This window comes from Streptococcus pseudopneumoniae (assembly GCF_038148935.1).
Classification (GTDB): Bacteria; Bacillota; Bacilli; order Lactobacillales; family Streptococcaceae; genus Streptococcus; species Streptococcus pseudopneumoniae_U.
In genome coordinates, this window is record NZ_JBBJZX010000012.1 from 1 (window position 1) to 21535 (window position 21535).

General features: G+C 32.9%; 20 protein-coding genes, 1 tRNA gene and 1 pseudogene. 1 reads left to right on the top strand and 21 read right to left on the bottom strand.

Annotation, left to right across the window (positions count from 1 at the left end; all coding sequences use genetic code 11):
- The 15 genes and pseudogenes from WKI42_RS02445 to shp3 form a co-directional block, all read right to left on the bottom strand.
- Positions 1-97 (bottom strand): annotated as a pseudogene (locus WKI42_RS02445) (transposase); the annotation flags it as partial.
- 249 nt (positions 98-346) lie between these two features.
- Positions 347-526, bottom strand: a complete 180-nt coding sequence (locus WKI42_RS02450) for a hypothetical protein (protein ID WP_049511729.1) — start codon at positions 524-526, stop codon at positions 347-349.
- Positions 527-532: 6 nt separating this feature from the next.
- Positions 533-736, bottom strand: coding sequence for a thiocillin family RiPP (locus tag WKI42_RS02455; RefSeq protein WP_176139611.1), 204 nt, complete (start codon positions 734-736; stop codon positions 533-535).
- 35 nt (positions 737-771) lie between these two features.
- Entirely contained in the window at positions 772-951 is a 180-nt protein-coding gene (locus WKI42_RS02460) for a thiocillin family RiPP (protein WP_050242766.1), read from the bottom strand.
- Positions 952-988: 37 nt separating this feature from the next.
- Positions 989-1162, bottom strand: coding sequence for a thiocillin family RiPP (locus WKI42_RS02465; protein ID WP_123056196.1), 174 nt, complete (start codon positions 1160-1162; stop codon positions 989-991).
- 188 nt (positions 1163-1350) lie between these two features.
- On the bottom strand, positions 1351-2121 hold the full coding sequence (locus WKI42_RS02470) for a hypothetical protein (protein WP_166730881.1): 771 nt from the start codon (positions 2119-2121) through the stop codon (positions 1351-1353).
- Between the two features lie 3 nt (positions 2122-2124).
- Positions 2125-2829, bottom strand: a complete 705-nt coding sequence (locus tag WKI42_RS02475) for an ATP-binding cassette domain-containing protein (protein WP_176139607.1) — start codon at positions 2827-2829, stop codon at positions 2125-2127.
- A gap of 9 nt (positions 2830-2838) precedes the next feature.
- Positions 2839-3453, bottom strand: a complete 615-nt coding sequence (locus WKI42_RS02480) for a hypothetical protein (RefSeq protein ID WP_166730882.1) — start codon at positions 3451-3453, stop codon at positions 2839-2841.
- Positions 3446-4927, bottom strand: a complete 1482-nt coding sequence (locus WKI42_RS02485; RefSeq protein ID WP_368081087.1) for a hypothetical protein — start codon at positions 4925-4927, stop codon at positions 3446-3448. The genes WKI42_RS02480 and WKI42_RS02485 overlap by 8 nt, the downstream gene beginning before the upstream one ends.
- Positions 4924-5517: a hypothetical protein gene (locus WKI42_RS02490; protein ID WP_075567433.1), complete on the bottom strand. Its 594-nt coding sequence runs from the start codon at positions 5515-5517 to the stop codon at positions 4924-4926. The genes WKI42_RS02485 and WKI42_RS02490 overlap by 4 nt, the downstream gene beginning before the upstream one ends.
- A 22-nt stretch (positions 5518-5539) precedes the next feature.
- Positions 5540-6772: a YcaO-like family protein gene (locus tag WKI42_RS02495; protein WP_101514494.1), complete on the bottom strand. Its 1233-nt coding sequence runs from the start codon at positions 6770-6772 to the stop codon at positions 5540-5542.
- Complete coding sequence (locus tag WKI42_RS02500; RefSeq protein ID WP_166730883.1) at positions 6759-7454, bottom strand: lantibiotic dehydratase C-terminal domain-containing protein; 696 nt, start codon at positions 7452-7454, stop codon at positions 6759-6761. Before WKI42_RS02500 ends, WKI42_RS02495 begins: the two co-directional genes overlap by 14 nt.
- A 1-nt stretch (position 7455) precedes the next feature.
- A complete protein-coding gene (locus tag WKI42_RS02505; RefSeq protein WP_368081088.1) occupies positions 7456-9576 on the bottom strand; it encodes a hypothetical protein in 2121 nt (706 codons plus the stop codon).
- Positions 9577-9581: 5 nt separating this feature from the next.
- Positions 9582-10505, bottom strand: a complete 924-nt coding sequence (locus tag WKI42_RS02510) for a site-2 protease family protein (RefSeq protein WP_101514503.1) — start codon at positions 10503-10505, stop codon at positions 9582-9584.
- Positions 10506-11187: 682 nt separating this feature from the next.
- A complete protein-coding gene (gene shp3 / locus WKI42_RS02515) occupies positions 11188-11259 on the bottom strand; it encodes a peptide pheromone SHP3 (RefSeq protein WP_001812431.1) in 72 nt (23 codons plus the stop codon).
- 79 nt (positions 11260-11338) lie between these two features.
- Here shp3 and WKI42_RS02520 point away from each other — a divergent pair, with 79 nt between their 5' ends.
- Positions 11339-12190 (top strand): Rgg family transcriptional regulator, encoded by an 852-nt coding sequence (locus WKI42_RS02520; RefSeq protein WP_368081089.1) that lies wholly within the window; start codon positions 11339-11341, stop codon positions 12188-12190.
- 193 nt (positions 12191-12383) lie between these two features.
- Here WKI42_RS02520 and smc read toward each other — a convergent pair whose 3' ends face one another.
- From smc to WKI42_RS02550, 6 genes are all read right to left on the bottom strand, one after another.
- A complete protein-coding gene (gene smc, locus WKI42_RS02525) occupies positions 12384-15923 on the bottom strand; it encodes a chromosome segregation protein SMC (RefSeq protein WP_368081090.1) in 3540 nt (1179 codons plus the stop codon).
- Entirely contained in the window at positions 15914-16612 is a 699-nt protein-coding gene (rnc, locus tag WKI42_RS02530; RefSeq protein ID WP_000661487.1) for a ribonuclease III, read from the bottom strand. Before rnc ends, smc begins: the two co-directional genes overlap by 10 nt.
- Before the next feature lie 183 nt (positions 16613-16795).
- Positions 16796-16867: transfer RNA gene (locus WKI42_RS02535), tRNA-Arg, on the bottom strand.
- Between the two features lie 66 nt (positions 16868-16933).
- Positions 16934-17920, bottom strand: coding sequence for a GMP reductase (locus WKI42_RS02540; RefSeq protein WP_000931175.1), 987 nt, complete (start codon positions 17918-17920; stop codon positions 16934-16936).
- A 174-nt stretch (positions 17921-18094) separates the two neighbouring features.
- The gene (locus WKI42_RS02545) at positions 18095-19411 is read right to left on the bottom strand and encodes an McrC family protein (RefSeq protein ID WP_368081103.1); all 1317 of its coding nucleotides are present in this window, start codon (positions 19409-19411) and stop codon (positions 18095-18097) included.
- On the bottom strand, positions 19398-21380 hold the full coding sequence (locus tag WKI42_RS02550) for an McrB family protein (RefSeq protein ID WP_368081091.1): 1983 nt from the start codon (positions 21378-21380) through the stop codon (positions 19398-19400). Before WKI42_RS02550 ends, WKI42_RS02545 begins: the two co-directional genes overlap by 14 nt.
- Positions 21381-21535 lie beyond the last annotated feature (155 nt).

A 21535-nucleotide genomic window follows, 5' to 3' on the forward strand; every position in this document is an offset into this window, starting at 1 on the left:
AATTATTTATCCCAAATTTATTTGAAAGCTTCTCTATGCTATATCCTTGTTTTCTAAGTTCATAGATCTGAACTTTATCATCATAAGTTAATTTCATAATAAAAACACCTCAAAAGTTAGATTTTTTCTGTCTAACTTTTGGGGTGCAGTTCAAAACCTTGATACTATGCATTTTACTGTGGAAAGATTTACTTCATTTTCTCCTGAAGTTGAGTTTTTGCCCAGCCTCAAAGTTGAATTTACAGTTTAACAACAAAATTATTTAATAAAGCTATTAAATAATTAGAGAAACCAAAGCAATATCTTCAAGTAGCCAAACCAGGGGGAGATATTTATTTAGTTATTGCTACCTAAGCATGTCTGGATCCACAAATAATCTAACTTCTCCAGTTTGATCATCAACAATAGCTTTTACTTCAACCCCCTTTTTTATAAACCCCTTAGAGGAAGTTATGTCAAGCCTTAGTCGAATAACATCATCTGTATTTCCAAACCCACTCGTTAGGGTTCTAAATGTTTTTTTCATAATAGATTAGTCACCTGCACTAGATACTGAGGAAGCAGATGATATAGAGCTACCGCAACTACCAGCACATGCTAAGCTACCTCCAGTCGCAAATGAACCCGCAGAAGTGAAACCTGCTAGCTCCGCTTCATCAAATTGCTCTTCTATATAAACATCTTCCATAACACTGGGATTAATAGTAGAGATAGTAGTGTTATAAATATTTTCCATTTTGAATACCCTTTTTCTATGATAAATTATGCAAACTAACCGAAGGACGATGCACTGCCTCCGCTTGAAGCAGTAGCTGCACAACCTCCAAAAGTCGATGCAGAGGAAAATGTTGAAGCAGAACCCCATGTTCCAGCCATATTATCCATTTCCAACTGTTCCTCTACAAAAAGGTCCGTTGAACTTACTAATTCAATATCAATAATATTTTCCATTTTTATCCTTTTCTAAAATATTTTACTGATGTCGTTATTACCCAATACTAGAAGCTGAAGAAGCTGAAGCAACCGTTGATGCTGGACAAGAACCTGAACTTACTGAGCTAACAGTGCCCCATGAAGCTGCCATATTATCCATTTCTAACTGTTCTTCCAAAAAAAGTTCTTCAGTAATAAATGGATTTATTTCTTCAAGAATATGTTCCATTATTCTATTCCTCCTCTCTTTATAATTTAAAAATACATTAACTGTTGCATAAGATTATCACCGCTCTCAATTACAATTTACGTATTTTTAATCTCCCCCGGTACTAGCAGGTTAAATTCTATTTTAACCTGCTAGTACCGGGGGACATTTATGTCGTAAGATAAGTTATTTTTTAATAGGAGATATTTTCAAATTTCCTGAATTCTTCTTTTTTCCAAACAATAAGCCGCTAAAGTGAATACAAAAAACAAGATAAACAATAAAAAGAGAGAGAGTTCTTTGGATAACCACATTTTTTCACTTATATTCATTTCAAATAAAATAAAATCATTCAAAATTATCAGAGGATTCCAAAAAAGATACGTGTAAAATATCGTGACTTCCTTTCCTAATAAACTAGCGAATAAAGTTGGCATTGAGATTGAAAACATCAATATCAAATTTACAGGTGTCATGATTGCATTAACTTTAGACATATTCTTAATAAATAAGGAAATTAATATTCCTAATGGATACATCACTATAAAAATAATATTTGAAGCAATACTAAGATGGATAATGTGAGTATACATATTTTTCACTATTGATAAAAACAAAAGTAAAAGAGGTAATTGGAATACATTAAACAACAAGAGCATAGCTACAAAAGTACCAATATAAAATTCTAGATTACTAACATCAGTATGTGATAAAAAATTAAAAAAATCTGTTTGTCTTTTTTCTGTAAAACTACTAATGTTTAAAGTGAAAGAGAATGATAAAACGAGTAGCATCAAACTCATAGGTAAAAATTGCCCATAGAGTAACAAACTTATAATATCTGTGTTATTTAATATATTTTTAATTGCTAGACCAATAATTAAAAATACAGTAGATGGAATAATTGAACCGATAATGATTCCATAATTTCTCATATTTTCTAAAAAACTAAACTTAATCATCCGTAATATTTTTTTCAATATTTAAATCCTCTTTTCATATATTGTCTTCCCAGTAACTGCCAAATATAAATCTTCTATGGTATTCACTTTATAGTTAGAAAACAGATTATTATAGTCTCCACAACACTTGACATTACCATTATCTAAAATTATCAAATCACTCGTGAATAACTGCATATCCTCTAATTCATGACTAATAACAATGAATAATTTATCAAGATAATTTTGGGATAAGTACTGATTGAGTTCTTTTTTCTTTTCAAAATCCAACTCTGAAAATGGTTCATCCAAAATTACAATTTTCTTATTCATTACTAATGAAATGAATATTGATAGGGATTTACGCTGTCCACCTGATAAAGATTTCACCTTTTTCTTTAAAATATTAGCAATCTCAAGAAAATTATAGAGCTCCTGATCAAACCGATACGACGAGACCGAAGATTTAAAAAAATTGATTACTTCTGACACTTTCAAATTTTCTAGTATATTAAAATGCTGAGGTTGATAAGCTATTTCTCTATAAAATTGAACCTTTTTATTATAAGTAATACTGCCCGTATAGCTTATATGCCCTGCGATACAATCAATTAAAGTAGATTTTCCTGATCCGTTTTTTCCAAGTAAAAAATACCTCTTACCTTTTTCCAATTCTAGATTCACATCCCTTAAAGCAACTGTGTCTTTGTATGTTTTAACAACATTAGATATAACTAATTTTTCCATTTTTATCCCCTATTCTACTGCAAACGCGAAAACTGGCATTTGGGTATTCAAAGAATTCTTAGTCAGACCATAAAATTCAACAAGTGTAATTCCCGCAAAAACTGTTCCTCTAGTTTCTTTTCGAGTAGCTAAAATTGATAACTGATGTCCAAGAAATCCGCTGATAAAGAGAATATCCTTGTAAAAAACTGTATCAACGTTTTCCAAATTTTGAGTATTCCACAAGAAAAAGATAACAACCGTTGCATTGTGCATTTCTTCTTGTATATATAGCGAATCTTTAGTAATCAAACTTTCTGATATAATTTCTTCAACATTATTATTAATAATTTTATAAATTTTTTTCTCTCTAGAAATCATTGATTTATTATCTACGAAACAAAAGCTTACATCATCTTCACTCAAAGAAAATAGAGAAAGGTTTTGTTTGAAATGTTCATAATAATCCATTAGATCTTCTAAAGTAGATTTTGGAGCTACATTCTTAGAAAACTCTCTAAAAGATTCCCTTGAGTTTAAAGATCGTTCTCCAATATTTACATAATTATCTTCAAACAAGCATGACTGTAATAATCTTTTTTTATCAAGAGAAACTCTAGTTTCTTGTACAATTTTTTTAATCATTTTTTATCCCCACTGCATATCCAATACTTTCACTATTATTAGTCGTTGAAAAACATTTTAGCAATTGCTCTTCATCAAATTCAAATATAATATCTACCAAAACGTTACTTAAACTTGCTTTTTCAAAAATATAAGATAGAGCTACTCCAAGATTCAAGTTTGCAACTTTAAAAGCGAATTCATTGTATTTAGATGCAATAACAGATATATCACTTACAGGTACGATAATACACTTATACTGATGCGAATCATGTCGAACAATTTCCTCCATACTCGGATTGTCCACTTTATCGTTAATTCTATAATAGGATTTATCTATATTTGAATAATAATAGATTCCTCTGCCATACAGCTCATCATCATCATAATTTATGATATATAACAATGTTGAATTTAGACCGCCACCAGTTGGACTAAATTTTTTATTACTATTTTCTTTAAAATCAGTAATACTCTTTATAAGGTTATCAATGTTAGAAGATTTAAATTTTTGTTCAACAGGCAACTTCTCCCAAAAACTTGAAGTATTATTGTTAAATGTTAGCTTTAAATTAGAATCTTTATAGTGAACCAAATGATTATTTTTATTAAGATATTTAGTTGCAAGAAATTTACAAGAATCTTCATATTCAGCTACAATTTTATTTACACCAGTAAAATTCTTAAAATAAGGAATTTTCGTAGTACTACTTAGTTCTCCATTAGCATCAATAATATAAAATCGATCTACAGGAATTGTTTGGCTACATTCCATAAAAAAACTAATAACCATAGATGCTATTTGACTACACCAATTCAATTCATTAATAAAACTGTTACTATCAATGTCTGGCATATACATTGACGGTTTTACTGCCTTATCAAAAAAAACTGGACCAACTTGTAAATAGTCTCGTTGAATACCAAAATAAATCACTTCATTATTTTGGTAGTAATTTTCAATAATTGTAGTATTGTTAATACATAAAATCAATGTATCATTATCTATTTCATTGGCTGAATCTATAATCTTAAAGCCTACCTCCGTAAGCAGGGCAGCTAATCGGGAAACAAGTTTTTGAAAGTGAGATGAAATAAAAATATTTCTTTTTTCTAAAGAGACTTTATAATCAGCTAGGGAACGATAATTCTTATGATGAGACAAGGAAGTCAGCAGATTTTTATCATTTAAACTCAACCTTTCATACTCTACATAATCTACTAGACATGATTTTATATACAAAATCTGTAGAAATTTTAATACAACATCTTCAGATAAAGACGTTTTTTCTATAATTTCAAAAACAGTATGTTTCTTTCGGATTAAGGGTATAATCTTTGAAACAACTTCATATGTTTTCTTACCATTAAGTTTAAATGGCCCATCAACAGAACCATAAAAAATATAACCTGAATCTTCAAAAATAGAAATAGTTGGCAACAAGAACGGATACTTGGGGAACTTTACCATAGGATCATTAAAAAAGCTTATCATAAGAACTCCATTTCATCGAATAATTTATCAATTTGGTTATAATCATTAAAATCACAATTAGGACACTTGGTATATCCTATCTGATAACTTGTAAAAAAAGTATTCATATCAAAAGAATATACTAAGATGTTTTGACATAATTTGTTGTTTGATTTTATAATATATGAGAAAAGACTTCTCATAAAATTATAAATAGTTATTTTTCTAACCATTACTGGATTGAAATTAGTTTGAGAAAAAATACAATCATACATCGGACTAACACCAATAAATTCTTTCATTCTACCAAGCATACATTTCCCACAAACTTCCCCTTTATGATAAGACTGCTTTAATATTCCTCCTACGTAAAATTTACTAGAGTCTATAAAAATCGGAATGATAATCCCAGTACTATAAATACTCTGATTTTCAAAAAAATTTAATGGCATACCATCAAAAACAAGAAACAATATGTCACTATCATAATAGTTTTTTTCAATTTTATAAGCTTCATACAAAACGGTATCACCTTGATTAGTAAACACTTTCTGTGCTTCATTATAAAATTCATTAAGTACAGTACTGATTCCCGAAACGATAATTTTCATAAATGATTGCTCTCACTTTCTACTACGAAAAGGGTAGGGGCATTAAGTTCAGTTTTTCAAATTCATAATGACCCAACTTCTCTATTGAATACTCTTTTATGCGTTTATGACATAAAAATCTACTTCTATGAACAAATGAAATCGGTTGCAGAGATGGGATATTTACTTTAACAGCTTTTATGCCCCTCTCTCTACATTCACGATTTGTTAAGTCTGTAACATAAATACTTCTATTTTTCAACAGACCTTTGATATATTTTAGTTCTTCACCCTCATTCTCAAATATATTATTGAACTTTTCATCAAAAACAATTTCTTGAGCTGTATTAAAAAAGTTAAAATAATCCTGATTTTTTTGATGAGCCATATATAAGCCACCTTGCTCCACAGAGACAAAATCATTATAATTCTGATTAATAATATCTGGGAAAAATTTACTAGATTCAACCATACTATAGATTACTGAAATTAATTCCTTTTTTAGTTTTTTTAATGCTTCCATCGGATTAATATGAGTAGCAAACATCAACACTGTAGAAATATTTTGATTATGATAACTCTTGGCTTTTAAGCAAAATGTATATATTCCGTCAATCGTTGAGACATCATATAACTCTGTATTTCCCAAAAACTCATTATCAAAAACATTAAAATCTAATCCATATGGCTTATTGGTTATTCTTTTCCCAGGATACTGCAATAACCATGTTAAAGCAATCGCATCCCTTTCAATCACTTCATAAATTCCATTCAAAATAGCAAGTGTATAAGTATCATGTACGGACATACCAGTTGATATAGGATTGGTAATGCCCTCCCCATTAAATAGGCGATTTGTGTATAAACAAACGAATTCTAATGGGATATATTTCCGACTTTTACTTTGTATCTCAATAGATTGTACCCATCGCAATAACTTCTTAGAGCTAAATTCATTATTAATGGAAGCTGGCTCGCTTATTTTTGAAATAGTAGGAAATTCATCCATATCTGCTGCCAAATCACCTAGAGACTCTGCATCAGATACAAGACAACGACTGGTACTTATACTATTCGCTATACGTTCAATAGCTTCCATCTCTGAAAGAAATATCCCTCTGTCTTTATCATTAAATGGGCTTGTTCCAGCCCCTGACATAGAGGAAGGAAGCTCAGGATATCCTTTTGTTGACACTCTACTTAAAAATAGTCTCACATCACCTTTAATTCCTCTAGGTGAAATCAATTCTTTATGTTGAATATTAATACCTTCCATGTTTTACTCCCTGGTGTTCATTTAAAATTTCCTCAAAAAGATTTACTTCATCAACAATTGTGTACCCTAATTTATTAAAAGTCATATGACAAATTTTAAATAGTAATGATCTGTTGATACTTTCATAATCCAAATTATTCCGGATAGCCTCAGCTTCCTTAATCCAATATTGATTCAGTATTTCAAAATAATCCAAATCTCCACAATCTTCATTGAAATTTGAAACAACTGAGTGAAATTTTCTTATAAAGAAAGAACCTTTCCAAAAATCTATATATTTTTCTAAAAAATATAGTGTATCATCTGCTAAAATTTCAGAAACAAAATTAAAAATCGCTATTTTAATAAAGTTAAAAGACGGTTTATATATTTTTTTTTCAATAATATCTCTAGACAAGATGGCAGAATACTCCTCATAAGTATCTAGCTTTTCTCCTAAAATATTGTATTCAGGATCATATAACTTTTCTAAAATAATGTACTCATTAAAATCTTTTGATAAATCATTGAAAATCACATTTTTCTTATTTTTATTTTCTAAAAAGATTCTCAAACGAACATGAAATCCTTCCACATCCATATAATAAATAAAAAATTTTTTTATTGATTTATATTTATCATTTGAAATAGTTTTGAAAAAATTTATTGCTTCTATACCATAAATATGAAAACTGTACCACATACTAATAACCTTCTATTAACCAAGCTACATATTCTGTTGTCTTACTTTCAAAACTATTGGGAAGAGCTACATGTAAGTCGTAATCCCTCTTATCTAGAATAGTTTTTAAAATAGTTAAAGAGTTTGAAGAATCAAGTGAAAACCAAACTGGTTTGTTATTCCTAAAAGAAGATTTTTCCGTTAAAAAAAATTCTTTTGGTAGTTTATTCTCCTCAAAAAAATTATGAATAAATAGATAAAATTCAAAATTTGTTTTATTACTAATATTTTGAAAATAGTTTCTAGATAAAACCTTCTTCTTCCTCTTTTCATCATTACTTTTTTTCATTCTTTCATAGTTCACTTTATACGGGTGGATAATTTCTAGCAATAAACGTTTAGTTCCAAAAAATAAATGATAAGGAACCGCACCAGTATAAATAAGATTAATAGGCTTACCTTTAAATAAAAATTGTAGTCTATTATCATCAATATGAAAACTTAAATATTTAATATCATATGGCCAATAAAGCTTCGGAAAATTAGAAAAACTTTCACGAAGGTTATTTGAACTTTCAGAATCTATCACTAATTCATACACCTCCGCTTCATTATTGAACAACTTTTGAATATTCTCATGATACTTTTGAAAAATATCAAAGTTATAAGATTTCAAGTATGACAATTCTCTTGAAAGAACCCCTACTCCTATATTTAAATTATTTTCTAAAATCATCCCATCATTGGTTTTTTGAAAAAAAACTAATAGGCTTTTTTTTACATCAGAATAGGTAATACTAGGTTTTGTGTGAGTAATTAGTTCTTTAAAGTGATCATTTATATAGTTTAACAGTTCTAATACATTTGTATTTCCAAACTTACTTGATACTTGAACCATACAAGTTGTGTAGAGCTTTGATAAAGTATTTTCCTCAATAAAATCCTTAAAACATTCAACTTCTATATTGAATTCTTTGTCGACATTACCTAATGAATAAGAATTATGGTAAATAAGGGGGACGCGAGTTATAAAATCTTTAAATCTTTTTTTTATTGATCTATTGTCAATAAAATTAAGTACCTCATGAAACTCTTTTTTTATCATCTGCTCCATATCAGGATTGACTTCGCCTCTCAAATAATTAAGCAGATTTTTTTTATCACTAAACATTTTATCGTTATACAATAGGGTTAGCAGATTTTGAGGATTCTTCAAATAATAATTAAAGTCTATATAAATTAATTCAGATGAAACTAAAAAATCAAAGTCAAAAAAAGGACTATCTTTTAACATATCTTCAATATATTCACCATAAACTGAGTCATTATTATTAAACATAATTTTAAATAACCGTATTAAGGAGTTATGGTATGCTCTATCTTCCCTTTTTAATATCCATGGTTTGTGCTGACTAGATAGAAAATATTTCTCATGTAAAATAAACATCTTACCTCTATCCTCAATCAATGGACCGAATCTATATCTTAATTTATACTTTGTACTATGTATATTAGATAGAGCAAATAATAATATTGTAATGTAAATATTATTATTATTAAAACTGTCAATTTTGTCTAAACCATCTCCCTCAAATACAGTTGTACCGAAATAAGATAGAGGGCTACATTTAACTGTTGCTCTTTGAATATAGTTATACAAGCTTTTCTCTTTTCTTATGCTTAATGTCGCCTTCTCTCTCTTATTTTTATTTAATTCTTCAAAAAAATCTCTATTCGTGTAATTTAAGGCTCTAACAAATAAGGGATCATTCATAAAAAAATCATAATTATTTATTCTTTTTTGAAAAATTTCCTCTAGCTGATTCGTTAAAGAAACAAGTTTTTCTTTATAAATTTCTCTTTTTCTGATTAAAGCATCAATCTCTTTAAATGAGCTAAAATTTTGCTTAATTTTCTTATTTTGTTTTATACTTCTCTTCAACTTCATCAGCTTCTTCAAAGCAATCTTATTATTAATTTCATAAAATGATTGCATTTCAACATTCAAAACGGTTAATAGTTCATTTGTTATGGAATCCAATTTGTTTTCAATTTTTTTTATTTTTTTAAAATAGTCAGTGTCAATATCTATAAGCTTTTCCTTATCACTATTATTAAATAATGATTCTCTTTTAAAATACAATAGCATCACCCTCCTTTAATTATATATGTATATGCCATCCAAAATAAACTGAAATAGATATAAATAAAAAAAAATGTTGTAGCACCACCATATAATAGATATATGACATTCGTCTTAGTTATCTTTGTAATCTTTTCGAACGAAGGATGGAAAAAGAAATCTTTTGTGTAATTAAGCGCTTTGCTTCTAAAATTACGTCTTTTAAAGTATGATATTAAAAATAAATGAAAATCTGTTGGCAATAAAATATTGTAGTTCCAAAATGCTAAACCAAATTGAAAAAAAAGTACGTAATAAAAATAAACATTCTTTGATATCAAGCAAATAAAATAATAAATTATTAATAGTAATAAATCTGCAACATTTCCAGCTAAAGCGATATTAGCTCTAACTCTATCCTTGCCTGTTGGCAAAATTTTTACAAAAGCAATTGGAAAAATGTAATATTTAAACTTAAACCCTATTTTTTTTACCTCAATCCCTTGTAACCTTGCTACAATAATATGAAAGTTTTCATGTATCAAATATATACCAGTATAAAATATCCCTAATATATATACATACCCAATCCCCTCCATTTTGAGATTATTTATATCTGGTAATGGAAATTTCATAACTGTTAATGCTAAAACGCTAAGGAAAATCATAAACATTGATATAAGCAAATAAAAAACGGTATTACTGGATAAATTACAATTAGGGTAAAGGTTATTAGTCCAACTTAATTTTGCAATGGGAATATTCATATTTTCTTCTATATAATAACCAATTTTTTTCAAAGGTTGTAAAAAAATTCCTTGCTCTTCAAGTTTTCTTAGCCTGCTTAAATTAATATTATCAACATAGTATCCCGTACCCTTATTTTTATTGATAAAAAACAACTGATTTTCTCCTAAATCCTCTATTTTAAAATTTGGGTTTATTAACATTGATAGTCCTTACTTGATATTTAGTACAGTTAGCTACTGCCGGAGCTCAAATATTATGCTTTCTTTAAGTTGCTACAAATTCATTTATTCTTAATTTACGGATAATTATTAAAAAAACCAATACGTAGCTAGAATTTCAATTAATCATGATTTTATCACACAGTAATAATTTTCTCTCACTGGAAAAAACATATCACAAGTTTATGAATAACCATAAAGCAACTGTCCCTATTGTAACATGTACTTCTGAATTTTGATTGGTATCCTTCATAAATCGATTCGGTTGTGAATAATTCACCTCTCTACCAAGATAAATAGGCGTCTGCAAAGAAATTGGTAAATTAGCGTTGTTTTATAGCATTCGGAATATTCGTTGTTAATTCGCTTAATATTATGAAGTAAATCTTCTCTTTTGTGGTCAACAAAAACAGGATTTTCTCCTTGAAAATTTAAACCCATAGTATTAAAAGCATTCGAATATTCTTGTACATTATTTGATATTTTAAATAAATTCTGTTTTTTCAATTAAAACCTTCCAAATTATAAATACCGTATTTTATTCTATAAAATGTACCTAAAATAAATTGATATTATGTAAATTTATCTCTGTATTTCATACTATGTATCTATAAAATCTTAAGTCTTTAGATACTCTAAAGACTTAAGTGTACACTTAAGCATTTTACCCACCAACAATTATGATAATATCCATCACCAAAACCAAAATCGGCAAAAATTTTGAAATTTTCTTCATACTCGGACTTCCTTTCCGTTTTTATTTATTGTACAATAAATAAAAACGGATTTAATTTTTGTTGGGAAAATGGGAAATTATGAAATCAAAACTTGGCATCACACTTAGAAAAGTTCGTAAAGGAAAACAAATTAGTCTATGCTCTGTAGCAGATGAACATCTTTCAAAATCTCAAATATCTAGATTCGAACGTGGGGAATCAGAGATATCTTGTATTCGACTTATCAATATTTTAGACAAATTACACATTACTTTAGATGAGTTTCTTGTTTTACATAATGAAGATTATACTAATACTGAATTATTCGCTAATTTGGTTCAATATATTCGTAAGCAATATTCATCACATAACATCAAAAATATAGCTGCTCTACTTTCTGACTCATCACATTACACTTTAAATTCTTTCGAGAAAACAATGATAAAATCCATCCTAAATACAATGGATTCCAGCATTATTCCATCAGATAAAGAATTACTTCAATTGACAGATTATCTCTTTAAAGTTGAAAAATGGGGTTACTATGAAATCACTTTATTAGGTAACTGTGTACGAACAATAAACTACAACTCCTACTTCCTATTAACAAAGGAAATGTTGAACAATTACATCTACTCTTCATTGAATAAAACAAATAAGCGAATTGTCACTCAACTGGCCATCAATTGTCTAATCCTGAGCATAGGTAAAGAAGAATTTTCAAACTGTACTTATCTAATCTCCGAGATAAAAGCATTATTAGATAATGAATTAAACTTTTATGAACAGACAGTTTTTCTCTATGCAACTGGTTACTTTGAATTTAAACGTCATTCAGATAGCGGAATTGAAAAAATGAAACAGGCCATACAAGTGCTTGATATTTTAGGAGAAGACAAGTTAAAATTACACTATACTAGCCATTTCGATAAACTGGTAAACAAAGAATAGATGAAATGATTCTCTACTATTTAATATTTTACAAATCAAGGGTGTCTCCATAAACTCACAACATCTCTAATGATTTTACCCTGATAGCAATAGACAGTTAAAAAGCCCTGAAATCAGCTAAATTTCAAGGCTTTCTTTATATGCTATTGTATCAATTTACTTATTCCGATTTCTGTTGCTACTAGTTTAATTGTCATCCTTCAATACTTTCTAAATCTTTTAACTTAACCGAAACAATTTTTGAGACACCTGATTCTTGCATGGTCACTCCATAGATAGAATCAGCCGCTGCCATGGTTCCCTTACGGTGGGTTACGACGATAAACTGGCTATCCTTGTCAAATCGATTGAGGTAATCTCCAAAGCGTTTAACATTAGCTTCGTCCAGCGCAGCTTCCACCTCATCCAAGATAACAAATGGAATGGTCTTGACACGGATAATGGAGAAGAGCAAGGCAAGAGCTGATAAGGCTTTTTCCCCACCACTCATGAGATTAAGCGACTGGATTTTCTTACCTGGAGGTTGAACAGAAATCTCCACACCAGCTGTTAAAAGGTCGCCCTCAGTCAAAATCAGGTCCGCCTGACCTCCACCAAACATCTGTTTGAAGGTCACTTTAAAGGACTCACGAATAGCTTCAAAGGTGGTTTTAAAGCGTTCCTTGACCTCATCATTCATCTCTGTAATGGTCTCAAGGAGCAGGTTTTTCGCTGACAAAATGTCATCTCGCTGGCTATTGAGGAAATCCAGACGGCTGTGAACTTCTTCGTACTGTTCAATAGCATCCAAATTGACAGGACCCAGTGAACGAATAGCCTTCTCCAAATCCTTAACTTCTTGCTCTGCCAGATTGAGATTTTCCAATTCATGTGCCTTTTCTAGTGCTTCAGTATAGCTAATCTGATACTGGTCTGTTAATTGGCTTTGTAAATGGCGTAAGCGCTCGCTGACCTTTTCTTTCTTGGCTTCAGCACGCGTTTGCTTGCGAATCCACTCCTCATTCTGTTGGCGAGCCTGGTCCAAATGACTAGCAATATCATCCAGTTGACCTTCAATATCATCCAACTCAAACTGCTTACGAATCAAACCTTGTTGGAGGTTTGTTTTCTGAGTTTTGGCTTCTTCAGCCTGTTGACTGAGCAATTCTGTATCAACCTTCTCCAGATTGTCAACCTTTTCTTGAAGAAGACGCTGGATTTCCTCTTGTTCGATATCTAAATTGTCCAATTCCTTGCCTAAACGCTCAATATCAGCCACTTCATAACGTTTTTGACCTTGCAGTTCTGTCTTAAGCAAGCGAGCTTGCGCTAGCTCTTCCTGCAAGTTTTGATAGCGTTCTTGGATGGCGTTTTTGTTAGACTTAATCTCTTCAATCTCAGCTTCCAGATTTTGCTTATCACTGGCGATTGTTTCAAGGCGCTCTTGGCATTTTTCCTTATCTGCTTGCCAATCTCCCTCAGTAAAACGATTTAATTCCTCTTCTTGGAGTTTCCAAAGAGTTTCTAGCTCTTCAACTTGCTGACTGGTCTGCTGATAAGCGAGGAACAAGCCTTGCTCCTGAATACGAGCCTGCTCTCCTTGAGATTTGATAGCTTCTAATGATTCGGTCAATCTAGCCATCTGGTCTTGTAAGGTCTTCAAACTCGCTTCTTCAGAACGCAAGCTTACTTCTTCTTCAGCAATTTCTTTTTGCAATTGCTCCAGTTCTGGCTTGATAAAAATACTGTTGTTCTGGCGATTGGCTCCACCTGCGTAAGAGCCACCTGTGCGCAACTCTGTACCGTCCAATGTCACCATACGAACCTGATAACGAACCTGGCGAGCCGCTGCACGCGCATGTTCTACTGTATCAAAGATAGCCGTCGTAGCTAGCAAGTTCTTGAAAATAGCTTCCAGTCTAGTATCGAAAGTAACTAACTCATCTGCCATGCCCAGAAATCCTGGACTTACAGCGATAGCATCTTGGTTCTGACTAGAAATCATACGCGCCTTGATAGTCGTCAAAGGAAGGAAGGTTGCGCGACCGGCTCTGTTGCGCTTGAGGAAATCAATAGCCTTAGTCGCCGCGTTCTCATCTTCTACGATGATATGCTGACTGCTGGCTCCAAGCGCAATCTCTAAGGCAGTTTGATAATGCACATCAAAGGTCAGGTGCTCACTGACTGCACCAATAATCCCACCAAGGCGGACTTTTTCTTGGAGAACACTCTTAACACCTGCATAAAAGTTACTATGATTTCTCAGAATATTTTCCAAACTCTGAGCTCTGGCCTGCTTGTTTTTGAGACTATCCAGACGGTCAAAGAGTTGACTTTGTTGAGCTTGATAGGAAGTTTTCTGCTCCTCTTGGTCCTGGGCAATAGCTTGGTAGTCTGCCAATAATTTCTGAACATGCTCCTTGGCAGTTTCAAGCTCGTCTTTTTGCTGACTAGCCTTCTCTTTAGCTGTAGCCAGCTGTTCTTTGAGTTTTTGTAGTTGATCTGCTTGTTTTTGAGAAAGCTGACGACTATTTTCCAACTCGTTTTCGATACGGGTCAGCTGGTTTGAGACATCAGCTTCTTCTTGTAAAAGCGCCACAAAGCGTTCACGCAAAAGCTCAATCATCTGATCAGGATCATCTGAAAAAGCTAGCAATTCAGCTTCTAAACGATTGAGTTTTTGATTATTTTGGACTAGATTTTCCTCTAAAAGTGCTAAAGAGCTTTCCTTATCAGTTTTTTCTTTTCTAAGAGAATTTCTCTTATCTTCCAAAGTAGCCAAACGGGCTTGTGCTTCCTGTTGATTCAGGGCTACTTGCTCAGATTCCAGTTTCGATAGGGCTAATTTTCTCTCTAAGTCACTAATTAGACTGGTCAAATCCATCAAACTGCCCTGGTCTTTGGCCATTTCAGCCTGTAAATCTTGGCGTTGCTTTTTAAGAGTTTGATTTTCTTCTTCTAATTTTTCCCGCTTTTGGTAATAACTAGTCAAGAGTTCCTGAACCTGAGCCAACTCTTCTTCTGTCGACTCTAGTTCAGCCTTATTTTCCTTGATTTGAGCAACCAGCACGTCTAAATAAATAGCCTTGCGTTGACCTTCCAAGTCTAAAAACTTACGGGCATTCTCAGCTTGCTTCTCAAGAGGTTTGATTTGATTATCCAACTCGTAGATAATGTCCTCTAAGCGGTCTAGATTATCCTGAGTTTGTTGCAATTTGCTCTCAGTCTCTTTTCTACGAGTCTTGTATTTCAAAACTCCAGCAGCTTCTTCAAAAATAGCTCGGCGTTCCTCAGGCTTGGAGTTGAAAATCTCCTCAACCTTCCCTTGGGAAATAATAGAGAAGGAATCTCGTCCCAAACCTGTATCCAAGAAGAGGTCATGAATATCACGCAGACGGACTTTCTTGCCGTCAATCTTGTATTCGCTATCTCCACTACGATAGATATGGCGTTCTACTCTGATTTCTTGACCCGCATCCTTGATAAATCCATCATTATTATTCAGAGTCACAACTACAGAAGCATAATTGAGCGGTTTGCGACTTTCTGTTCCAGCAAAGATGACATCCGGCATCTTGCCACCCCGGAGACTCTTAACACTTGACTCCCCCAAGGCCCAACGCAGACTTTCTGTAATATTGGACTTTCCAGATCCATTGGGTCCAACGACTGCCGTCACACCTTGGTCAAAGACGACCTTAGTCTTATCAGCAAAAGACTTGAATCCCTGAATTTCGATTTCCTTTAAATACATGAATCCAGCCCTTTCTCAACGGCATTTTTGGCAGCTTCCTGCTCTGCTAATTTCTTAGAACGACCTTGACCTTGACCAATGCTCTTACCTTCTACAAGAACTTCTACATCAAAGACCTTATCGTGGGCAGGACCCGTTTCAGAAATGACCTGATAACGAATAGCCACATCCCCATTGACCTGAAGTAACTCTTGGAGATGGGTTTTGTAGTCTGTAATCATCTCAAATTCGCCTGCTTCAACCTTAGGAATCATGACTTGATAGATAAATTCCTTGACCTTGGCCACATCCTTGTCCAAAAGGAGGGCACCAAGAAAGGCTTCAAAGGCATCACCAAGAATGGTGTCACGATTGCGACCGCCAGACTTTTCTTCCCCCTTACCCAACTTGATAAACTGGTCAAACTGGCAATCACGCGCAAAGCCAGCCAAACTCTCCTCGCGGACAATCATGGCACGGAGTTTGGACAAGTCACCCTCAGGCTTTTTAGGATATTTTTTATATAGATATTCTGAAATCAATAACTGTAGAACAGCGTCTCCTAAAAATTCCAAGCGCTCATTGTGTGAAATTTTTAAGAGGCGGTGCTCATTGGCATAACTCGTATGAGTAAAGGCAGTTTCCAGTAAATTTTTGTCTGCAAATTCGATTGCAAAATGGTTCTTTAGTACAGTTTGTAATTCTTTCATACCAACCTCTTTCTAACTGATAACAGTCCTTTTTATTATATCAAAAAAAGCCCCCTGAGTCACTCTAAAACGGGACTGGAGAGCATTTGGGAATTCTTTAAAATAAGATTTTCAGTTTTTGAGTTAAACTTGGGACAGAATAAAGAAAAAAGCCCTACTAAAGGCTTTCTTAGGATGTTTACATCCACCCTGAGGGAATCGAACCCCCATCTCAAGAACCGGAATCTTACGTGATATCCATTACACTAAGGGTGGAAACTTGTTTTATTATAACAAAAATTTGCTCTAATAACAAGTTTTTTTCTGGTCAAATAGCCCGTCTTAGTGGGAAGCATCCCCATTCCAGATGGAGTTTTTCACAATCACATAATCAACGTGTTTAAGGTCAGCAACCTGACGTCCACCTGCATAAGAAATAGCACTTTGAAGGTCTTGTTCCATCTCAGTTAAAGTGTCTTGCAGATGACCTTTAGCAGGAAGCAAGATACGTTTGCCCTCCACATTTTTGTAAGCACCTTTTTGATATTGTGAAGCTGAACCGTAGTACTCTTTGAATTGTTCGCCATCGACTTCAATCGTTTTCCCTGGACTTTCTATGTGTCCTGCAAAGAGGGAACCAATCATGACCATGCTAGCACCGAAACGGATAGACTTGGCAATATCACCGTGAGTGCGAATCCCTCCATCAGCGATAATCGGTTTACGTGCAGCCTTAGCACACCAGCGTAAAGCAGCCAACTGCCAACCACCTGTACCAAAACCAGTCTTAACCTTGGTGATACAAACCTTACCAGGACCAATTCCGACCTTAGTAGCATCCGCACCAGCATTTTCAAGTTCACGCACAGCTTCTGGTGTTCCCACATTTCCAGCAATAACAAAAGTATCTGGCAATTCTTTCTTGATGTGTTGAATCATAGAAATCACACTATCCGCATGACCATGGGCAATATCAATCGTAATGTACTCAGGAGCATCAGCCTTGAGCTGGCTAACAAAATCATACTCATAGTCCTTAACACCGACAGAGATAGAAGCAATAAGCCCTTGCTCATGCATACGCTTAATAAAAGGAATACGTCCTGCCTCATCAAAACGGTGCATAATGTAGAAGTAACCACCTTTTGCCAGTTGCTCTGCTACATTTTCATCCAAAATTGTCTGCATATTAGCTGGCACAACAGGTAGTTTAAAAGTGTGATTTCCTAGAGTGACACTTGTGTCCGCTTCTGCACGACTTTTAATGACACATTTATTTGGGATCAATTGAATATCTTCGTAATCAAAAATTGGAAATTCATTTAACATATCGATGTCTCGTTTCTTTTGTAATGACCTACCTATGCTCTCGCATCACTACGCCTTTTCCGACGTTTCCTTAATTTATTATAAACTAAAGTACAGTTTTTGTCAAATATTTTTATAAATAAAAACATATCGTTCGGGTTTTACTTGTGTTAAAAATAAAAGAAAGAGGGGAAATTATTTTCTCCCCAGTTCTTTAGTAATATTCCTTTTAAAAATTTCTTCTGAGTTTTCCATCATTTCACAAAATTCACTATAAGATGAAGACTTCTGAGGAATTTGGATAGACCATTTCTTCAACAAAGCTCCGTACCCTGCTAGCTTTCCTATCTCATTATCAACCGCCTTTTTCTCACTCGGGAAAATAAGACCAGCCTTCTCAGCTTTTAAAATATAAGAATAGGAAATCAGCTGGAACAAGTCCTCACGATTTATTCCTTTTTCAGCCTTTTCAAGCTTTTTATATTTAGCATCTAATACTATTTTAAGCTCTTCTTGATAAAAATCTGGATATACTTTTCTTTCTTGACTAGAAAATACTGAAATTCCGTCCGTCTTATCTTTATTCCGTGGATGGATAAAATCTTTTGGCAACAAAGTATGAACATACTCTTCCCAAAGCCAGGCAACATCAAAAAGAATACCATGAATTTTTTTCTCTTGATACCCTAAACCGTGCTTTTCTTGGTTTAGAATCATCAGACAAAGTTCTTGTAACTTTCTGTACTCGTGAAAGTATGCATGACGTATAGGTTTAGATTTATTTCCCCGAATAATCTTAGCACGATCAGCTAGTTTATAAGAAGGAGTTACCCGCACGATTTCAGCTACGTTTTCACGACTAGTTGAGAGATTATCTAGTACCCCTTGACCAATGCTTTTCTGGTTCTTAATGTATTCAATAGTGTGACGGACCAACTGCATGAGGGGATTATCATAGGTGAACTCTCTTGTTGTATAGGCAATATTTCCCGTAAAAGGAAGATTTTTCTTGATATGGTTTCTTACATCAATCACTCCCTTAACATGACTGTCGTTATGAGAAAATCTATGATATTCCTTATAAAGACCTTTTCGGAGAGCAGCTTGAAGATACTTGGGAAAGAGATACATCAAAAGTTGATAGAGTCTATCTTCACGCGACAAAGCAACATCTAAACTAGTCAGATTGATATGAAGAACCTTGTGTAAGAGATAATGCAAAAAATGGTCATTACTCTCATCAGAAAAGCGAGAGGAAATCGTTAATCTTTCCTGACCACACCCCAGAAAACCAATCACATTTCCAGTCTTGATTTTCTGATTAACTGTTTCAAAGATTTTTTGGTCCTTTTCTAAGTCAGGAGAATTCTTCAAATCATTTGGAAAAATGAAAACACGTTCATCTTGGGATAGACTTTCCAAGGTTCTGTCTAAAAGAAGATTGCTTAGTTTAGGATATCCTTCAACAAATTCTTCTTTAACAATCTTGTGTTGATTATCAGTAATCCGCATCATCGTTTTCATCGCCTTCATTGTCATCAGCTACTGCCTGATCTTTTTGCTCATTCTTTGTCAGATCAAATGCCTTCTTCAATGTTTCAAGAATTTCAGCTTCTTCATAAGAACCACGTACATAATCTTCCAAAAGCGGTTTGAGATAATCAGACCAGAGTAATTCATAGTCAAAATCTACATCATTCAAATCAAGGAAATAACTTGGCCCGATATGGTAATGACTGTTTAATTCCTGAACGTTTTCAATAGCAGCATTCAAGTTTCTTAGTCGAGTCTTAGCTTCTTCAGCACGATTACCTAGTTCTTTATCTAGAATATAAAGTTGACTTTCAACCGTAACTTCAACAAAACGGAAACGACGGCGCATAGCAAAATCAAAGGTATCTACTGAACGGTCAATGTCATTCATAGTGCCGATGATATAGACATTTTCAGGGATATAAAATTTCTCATCAGTCTCATGTAAATTAGCATACTGGGTAGAAACACTTCCCTTTTCACCACGATAACCAGAATCGATAGAGAAAAAGAGTTCACCAAAAATCTTAGAAATCTCACCACGATTGATTTCATCAATGATGAAGACGAATTTTTTGTCTGTATCAATCGTTGGAGATACATAATCACATAAGCCATAACTTTCTTTCATGTGATCTAAAACGATTTTTTGATAAGTTTCGTACTTTAACTTAGTCTCCTCACCCTTGTACAAAAGATACACTTTTTCTTTGGTAGCAACAGGAGAATCAAACTTCACATTCCCTTGACTATTTAAACTGGCTGGAACCGAACTACGAGGGAAGAAGTATTGTCCTTGCTTTTCATTGATAGCATCCGTTAGCTTAGCCCACGTTTCCTCAAAATTATCTTGTCCACCAGTTTTCTGAGCTTCTTTCGCTCTCTGACAAAACTTCTTAAAAATACCATCTTGTAATTTAAACTCGATAGCTCCATCCCCATTTGATACTGGGCGCAAACCCTCGACAAAATCCGTGTAGTCATACGAAGGATGAAACTGAACAAAGCTGATTTGATCTTCGTTGCCATCCGTTAATTCTTTAGCAATTTCTTTAGCAAGATAAGTTTTTCCCGTCCCCGGTGCACCACGGAGGATGAGGTTTTTGGATTGTAATAAGATATTCTTATACTCGTTGATATTTTCTGACATGTTTATCTCTTCCTTTTCTGATTCTCTATAAAAACTAGTGAAATTATCATAAAACTCTTTTAAAATATCGTTAGGTTCAGCAGTTGATTCCAACTCTAAGTCCTTGACAAAGTATTTATAATCTAAATCTTCATCTCGATTATTACCATACCATTTTACTATTTTAAATTCTGTGAGTTTAAATCTCTGAAAACCACACCTTATATTTATCCATGAGTTATCCATGTCACTCAGCCGATAACCAAAGTAAGGTGATTTAATATATCCATCACCACTTTTTGGACCAAAATGACCTGTGTTAAGCATTTCAACTTTGTACGGAATACCCTCAATAATCAAAGCAGGGTAAATATGTTCAGCTCCATCTAATTTTTGAGAACGTTTAATTTCTATATCTTTTGAATTATAGATATTTGCTTGATTCACAAATTTAGACAAAAATTCTTTGAAGACTTTATAACACTCTGAGTTATTTCCACCTTTTACAAACTCATAAGATTTATTTATAAAAGGGAAAATCTCATTTAGTGAATTTTCGTCCTTAATAAAATACTCAGCATCAAGTGTCCAACCGAATGAATCAGGCTTCTTATTAAACAACAAAATATCTGAAGCATGAAGACTCTTAGAGAGAACGGCAATCTTTATTCCTTTATTTTGAAAATTAATCTCTATAAAATTTTGTAACTTCCCTTTCCTATTTTTAACCTGAAAAGAAATATAGCTTTTTGTTTGATTTTCAATTGCATCTGGGAATTCTTTTTTTATCCTGTCAATGAAAGTTTGTTTTGAAACCATTGTGTTTTCCTTGCTTATTAAAAATTTATTGTTAGACTTAAATTATATTTGTTTCGTTCAAAGTAAGATATTTTACTTTGCAGAAACTACATTCTATTAATATATTCTGCATCTAGTATATCATATCTATCAAAAAAGAAAAGAATTTCTAAAGA

Bases quoted from the DNA above. Each gene is read 5' to 3' on its own strand.
- WKI42_RS02450 (WP_049511729.1), bottom strand. From the start codon at position 526: ATGAAAAAAACATTTAGAACCCTAACGAGTGGGTTTGGAAATACAGAT.
- WKI42_RS02455 (WP_176139611.1), bottom strand. From the start codon at position 736: ATGGAAAATATTTATAACACTACTATCTCTACTATTAATCCCAGTGTT.
- WKI42_RS02460 (WP_050242766.1), bottom strand. From the start codon at position 951: ATGGAAAATATTATTGATATTGAATTAGTAAGTTCAACGGACCTTTTT.
- WKI42_RS02465 (WP_123056196.1), bottom strand. From the start codon at position 1,162: ATGGAACATATTCTTGAAGAAATAAATCCATTTATTACTGAAGAACTT.
- WKI42_RS02475 (WP_176139607.1), bottom strand. From the start codon at position 2,829: ATGGAAAAATTAGTTATATCTAATGTTGTTAAAACATACAAAGACACA.
- WKI42_RS02480 (WP_166730882.1), bottom strand. From the start codon at position 3,453: ATGATTAAAAAAATTGTACAAGAAACTAGAGTTTCTCTTGATAAAAAA.
- WKI42_RS02485 (WP_368081087.1), bottom strand. From the start codon at position 4,927: ATGATAAGCTTTTTTAATGATCCTATGGTAAAGTTCCCCAAGTATCCG.
- WKI42_RS02490 (WP_075567433.1), bottom strand. From the start codon at position 5,517: ATGAAAATTATCGTTTCGGGAATCAGTACTGTACTTAATGAATTTTAT.
- WKI42_RS02495 (WP_101514494.1), bottom strand. From the start codon at position 6,772: ATGGAAGGTATTAATATTCAACATAAAGAATTGATTTCACCTAGAGGA.
- WKI42_RS02500 (WP_166730883.1), bottom strand. From the start codon at position 7,454: ATGTGGTACAGTTTTCATATTTATGGTATAGAAGCAATAAATTTTTTC.
- WKI42_RS02510 (WP_101514503.1), bottom strand. From the start codon at position 10,505: ATGTTAATAAACCCAAATTTTAAAATAGAGGATTTAGGAGAAAATCAG.
- WKI42_RS02520 (WP_368081089.1), top strand. From the start codon at position 11,339: ATGAAATCAAAACTTGGCATCACACTTAGAAAAGTTCGTAAAGGAAAA.
- smc (WP_368081090.1), bottom strand. From the start codon at position 15,923: ATGTATTTAAAGGAAATCGAAATTCAGGGATTCAAGTCTTTTGCTGAT.
- rnc (WP_000661487.1), bottom strand. From the start codon at position 16,612: ATGAAAGAATTACAAACTGTACTAAAGAACCATTTTGCAATCGAATTT.
- WKI42_RS02540 (WP_000931175.1), bottom strand. From the start codon at position 17,920: ATGTTAAATGAATTTCCAATTTTTGATTACGAAGATATTCAATTGATC.
- WKI42_RS02545 (WP_368081103.1), bottom strand. From the start codon at position 19,411: ATGCGGATTACTGATAATCAACACAAGATTGTTAAAGAAGAATTTGTT.
- WKI42_RS02550 (WP_368081091.1), bottom strand. From the start codon at position 21,380: ATGGTTTCAAAACAAACTTTCATTGACAGGATAAAAAAAGAATTCCCA.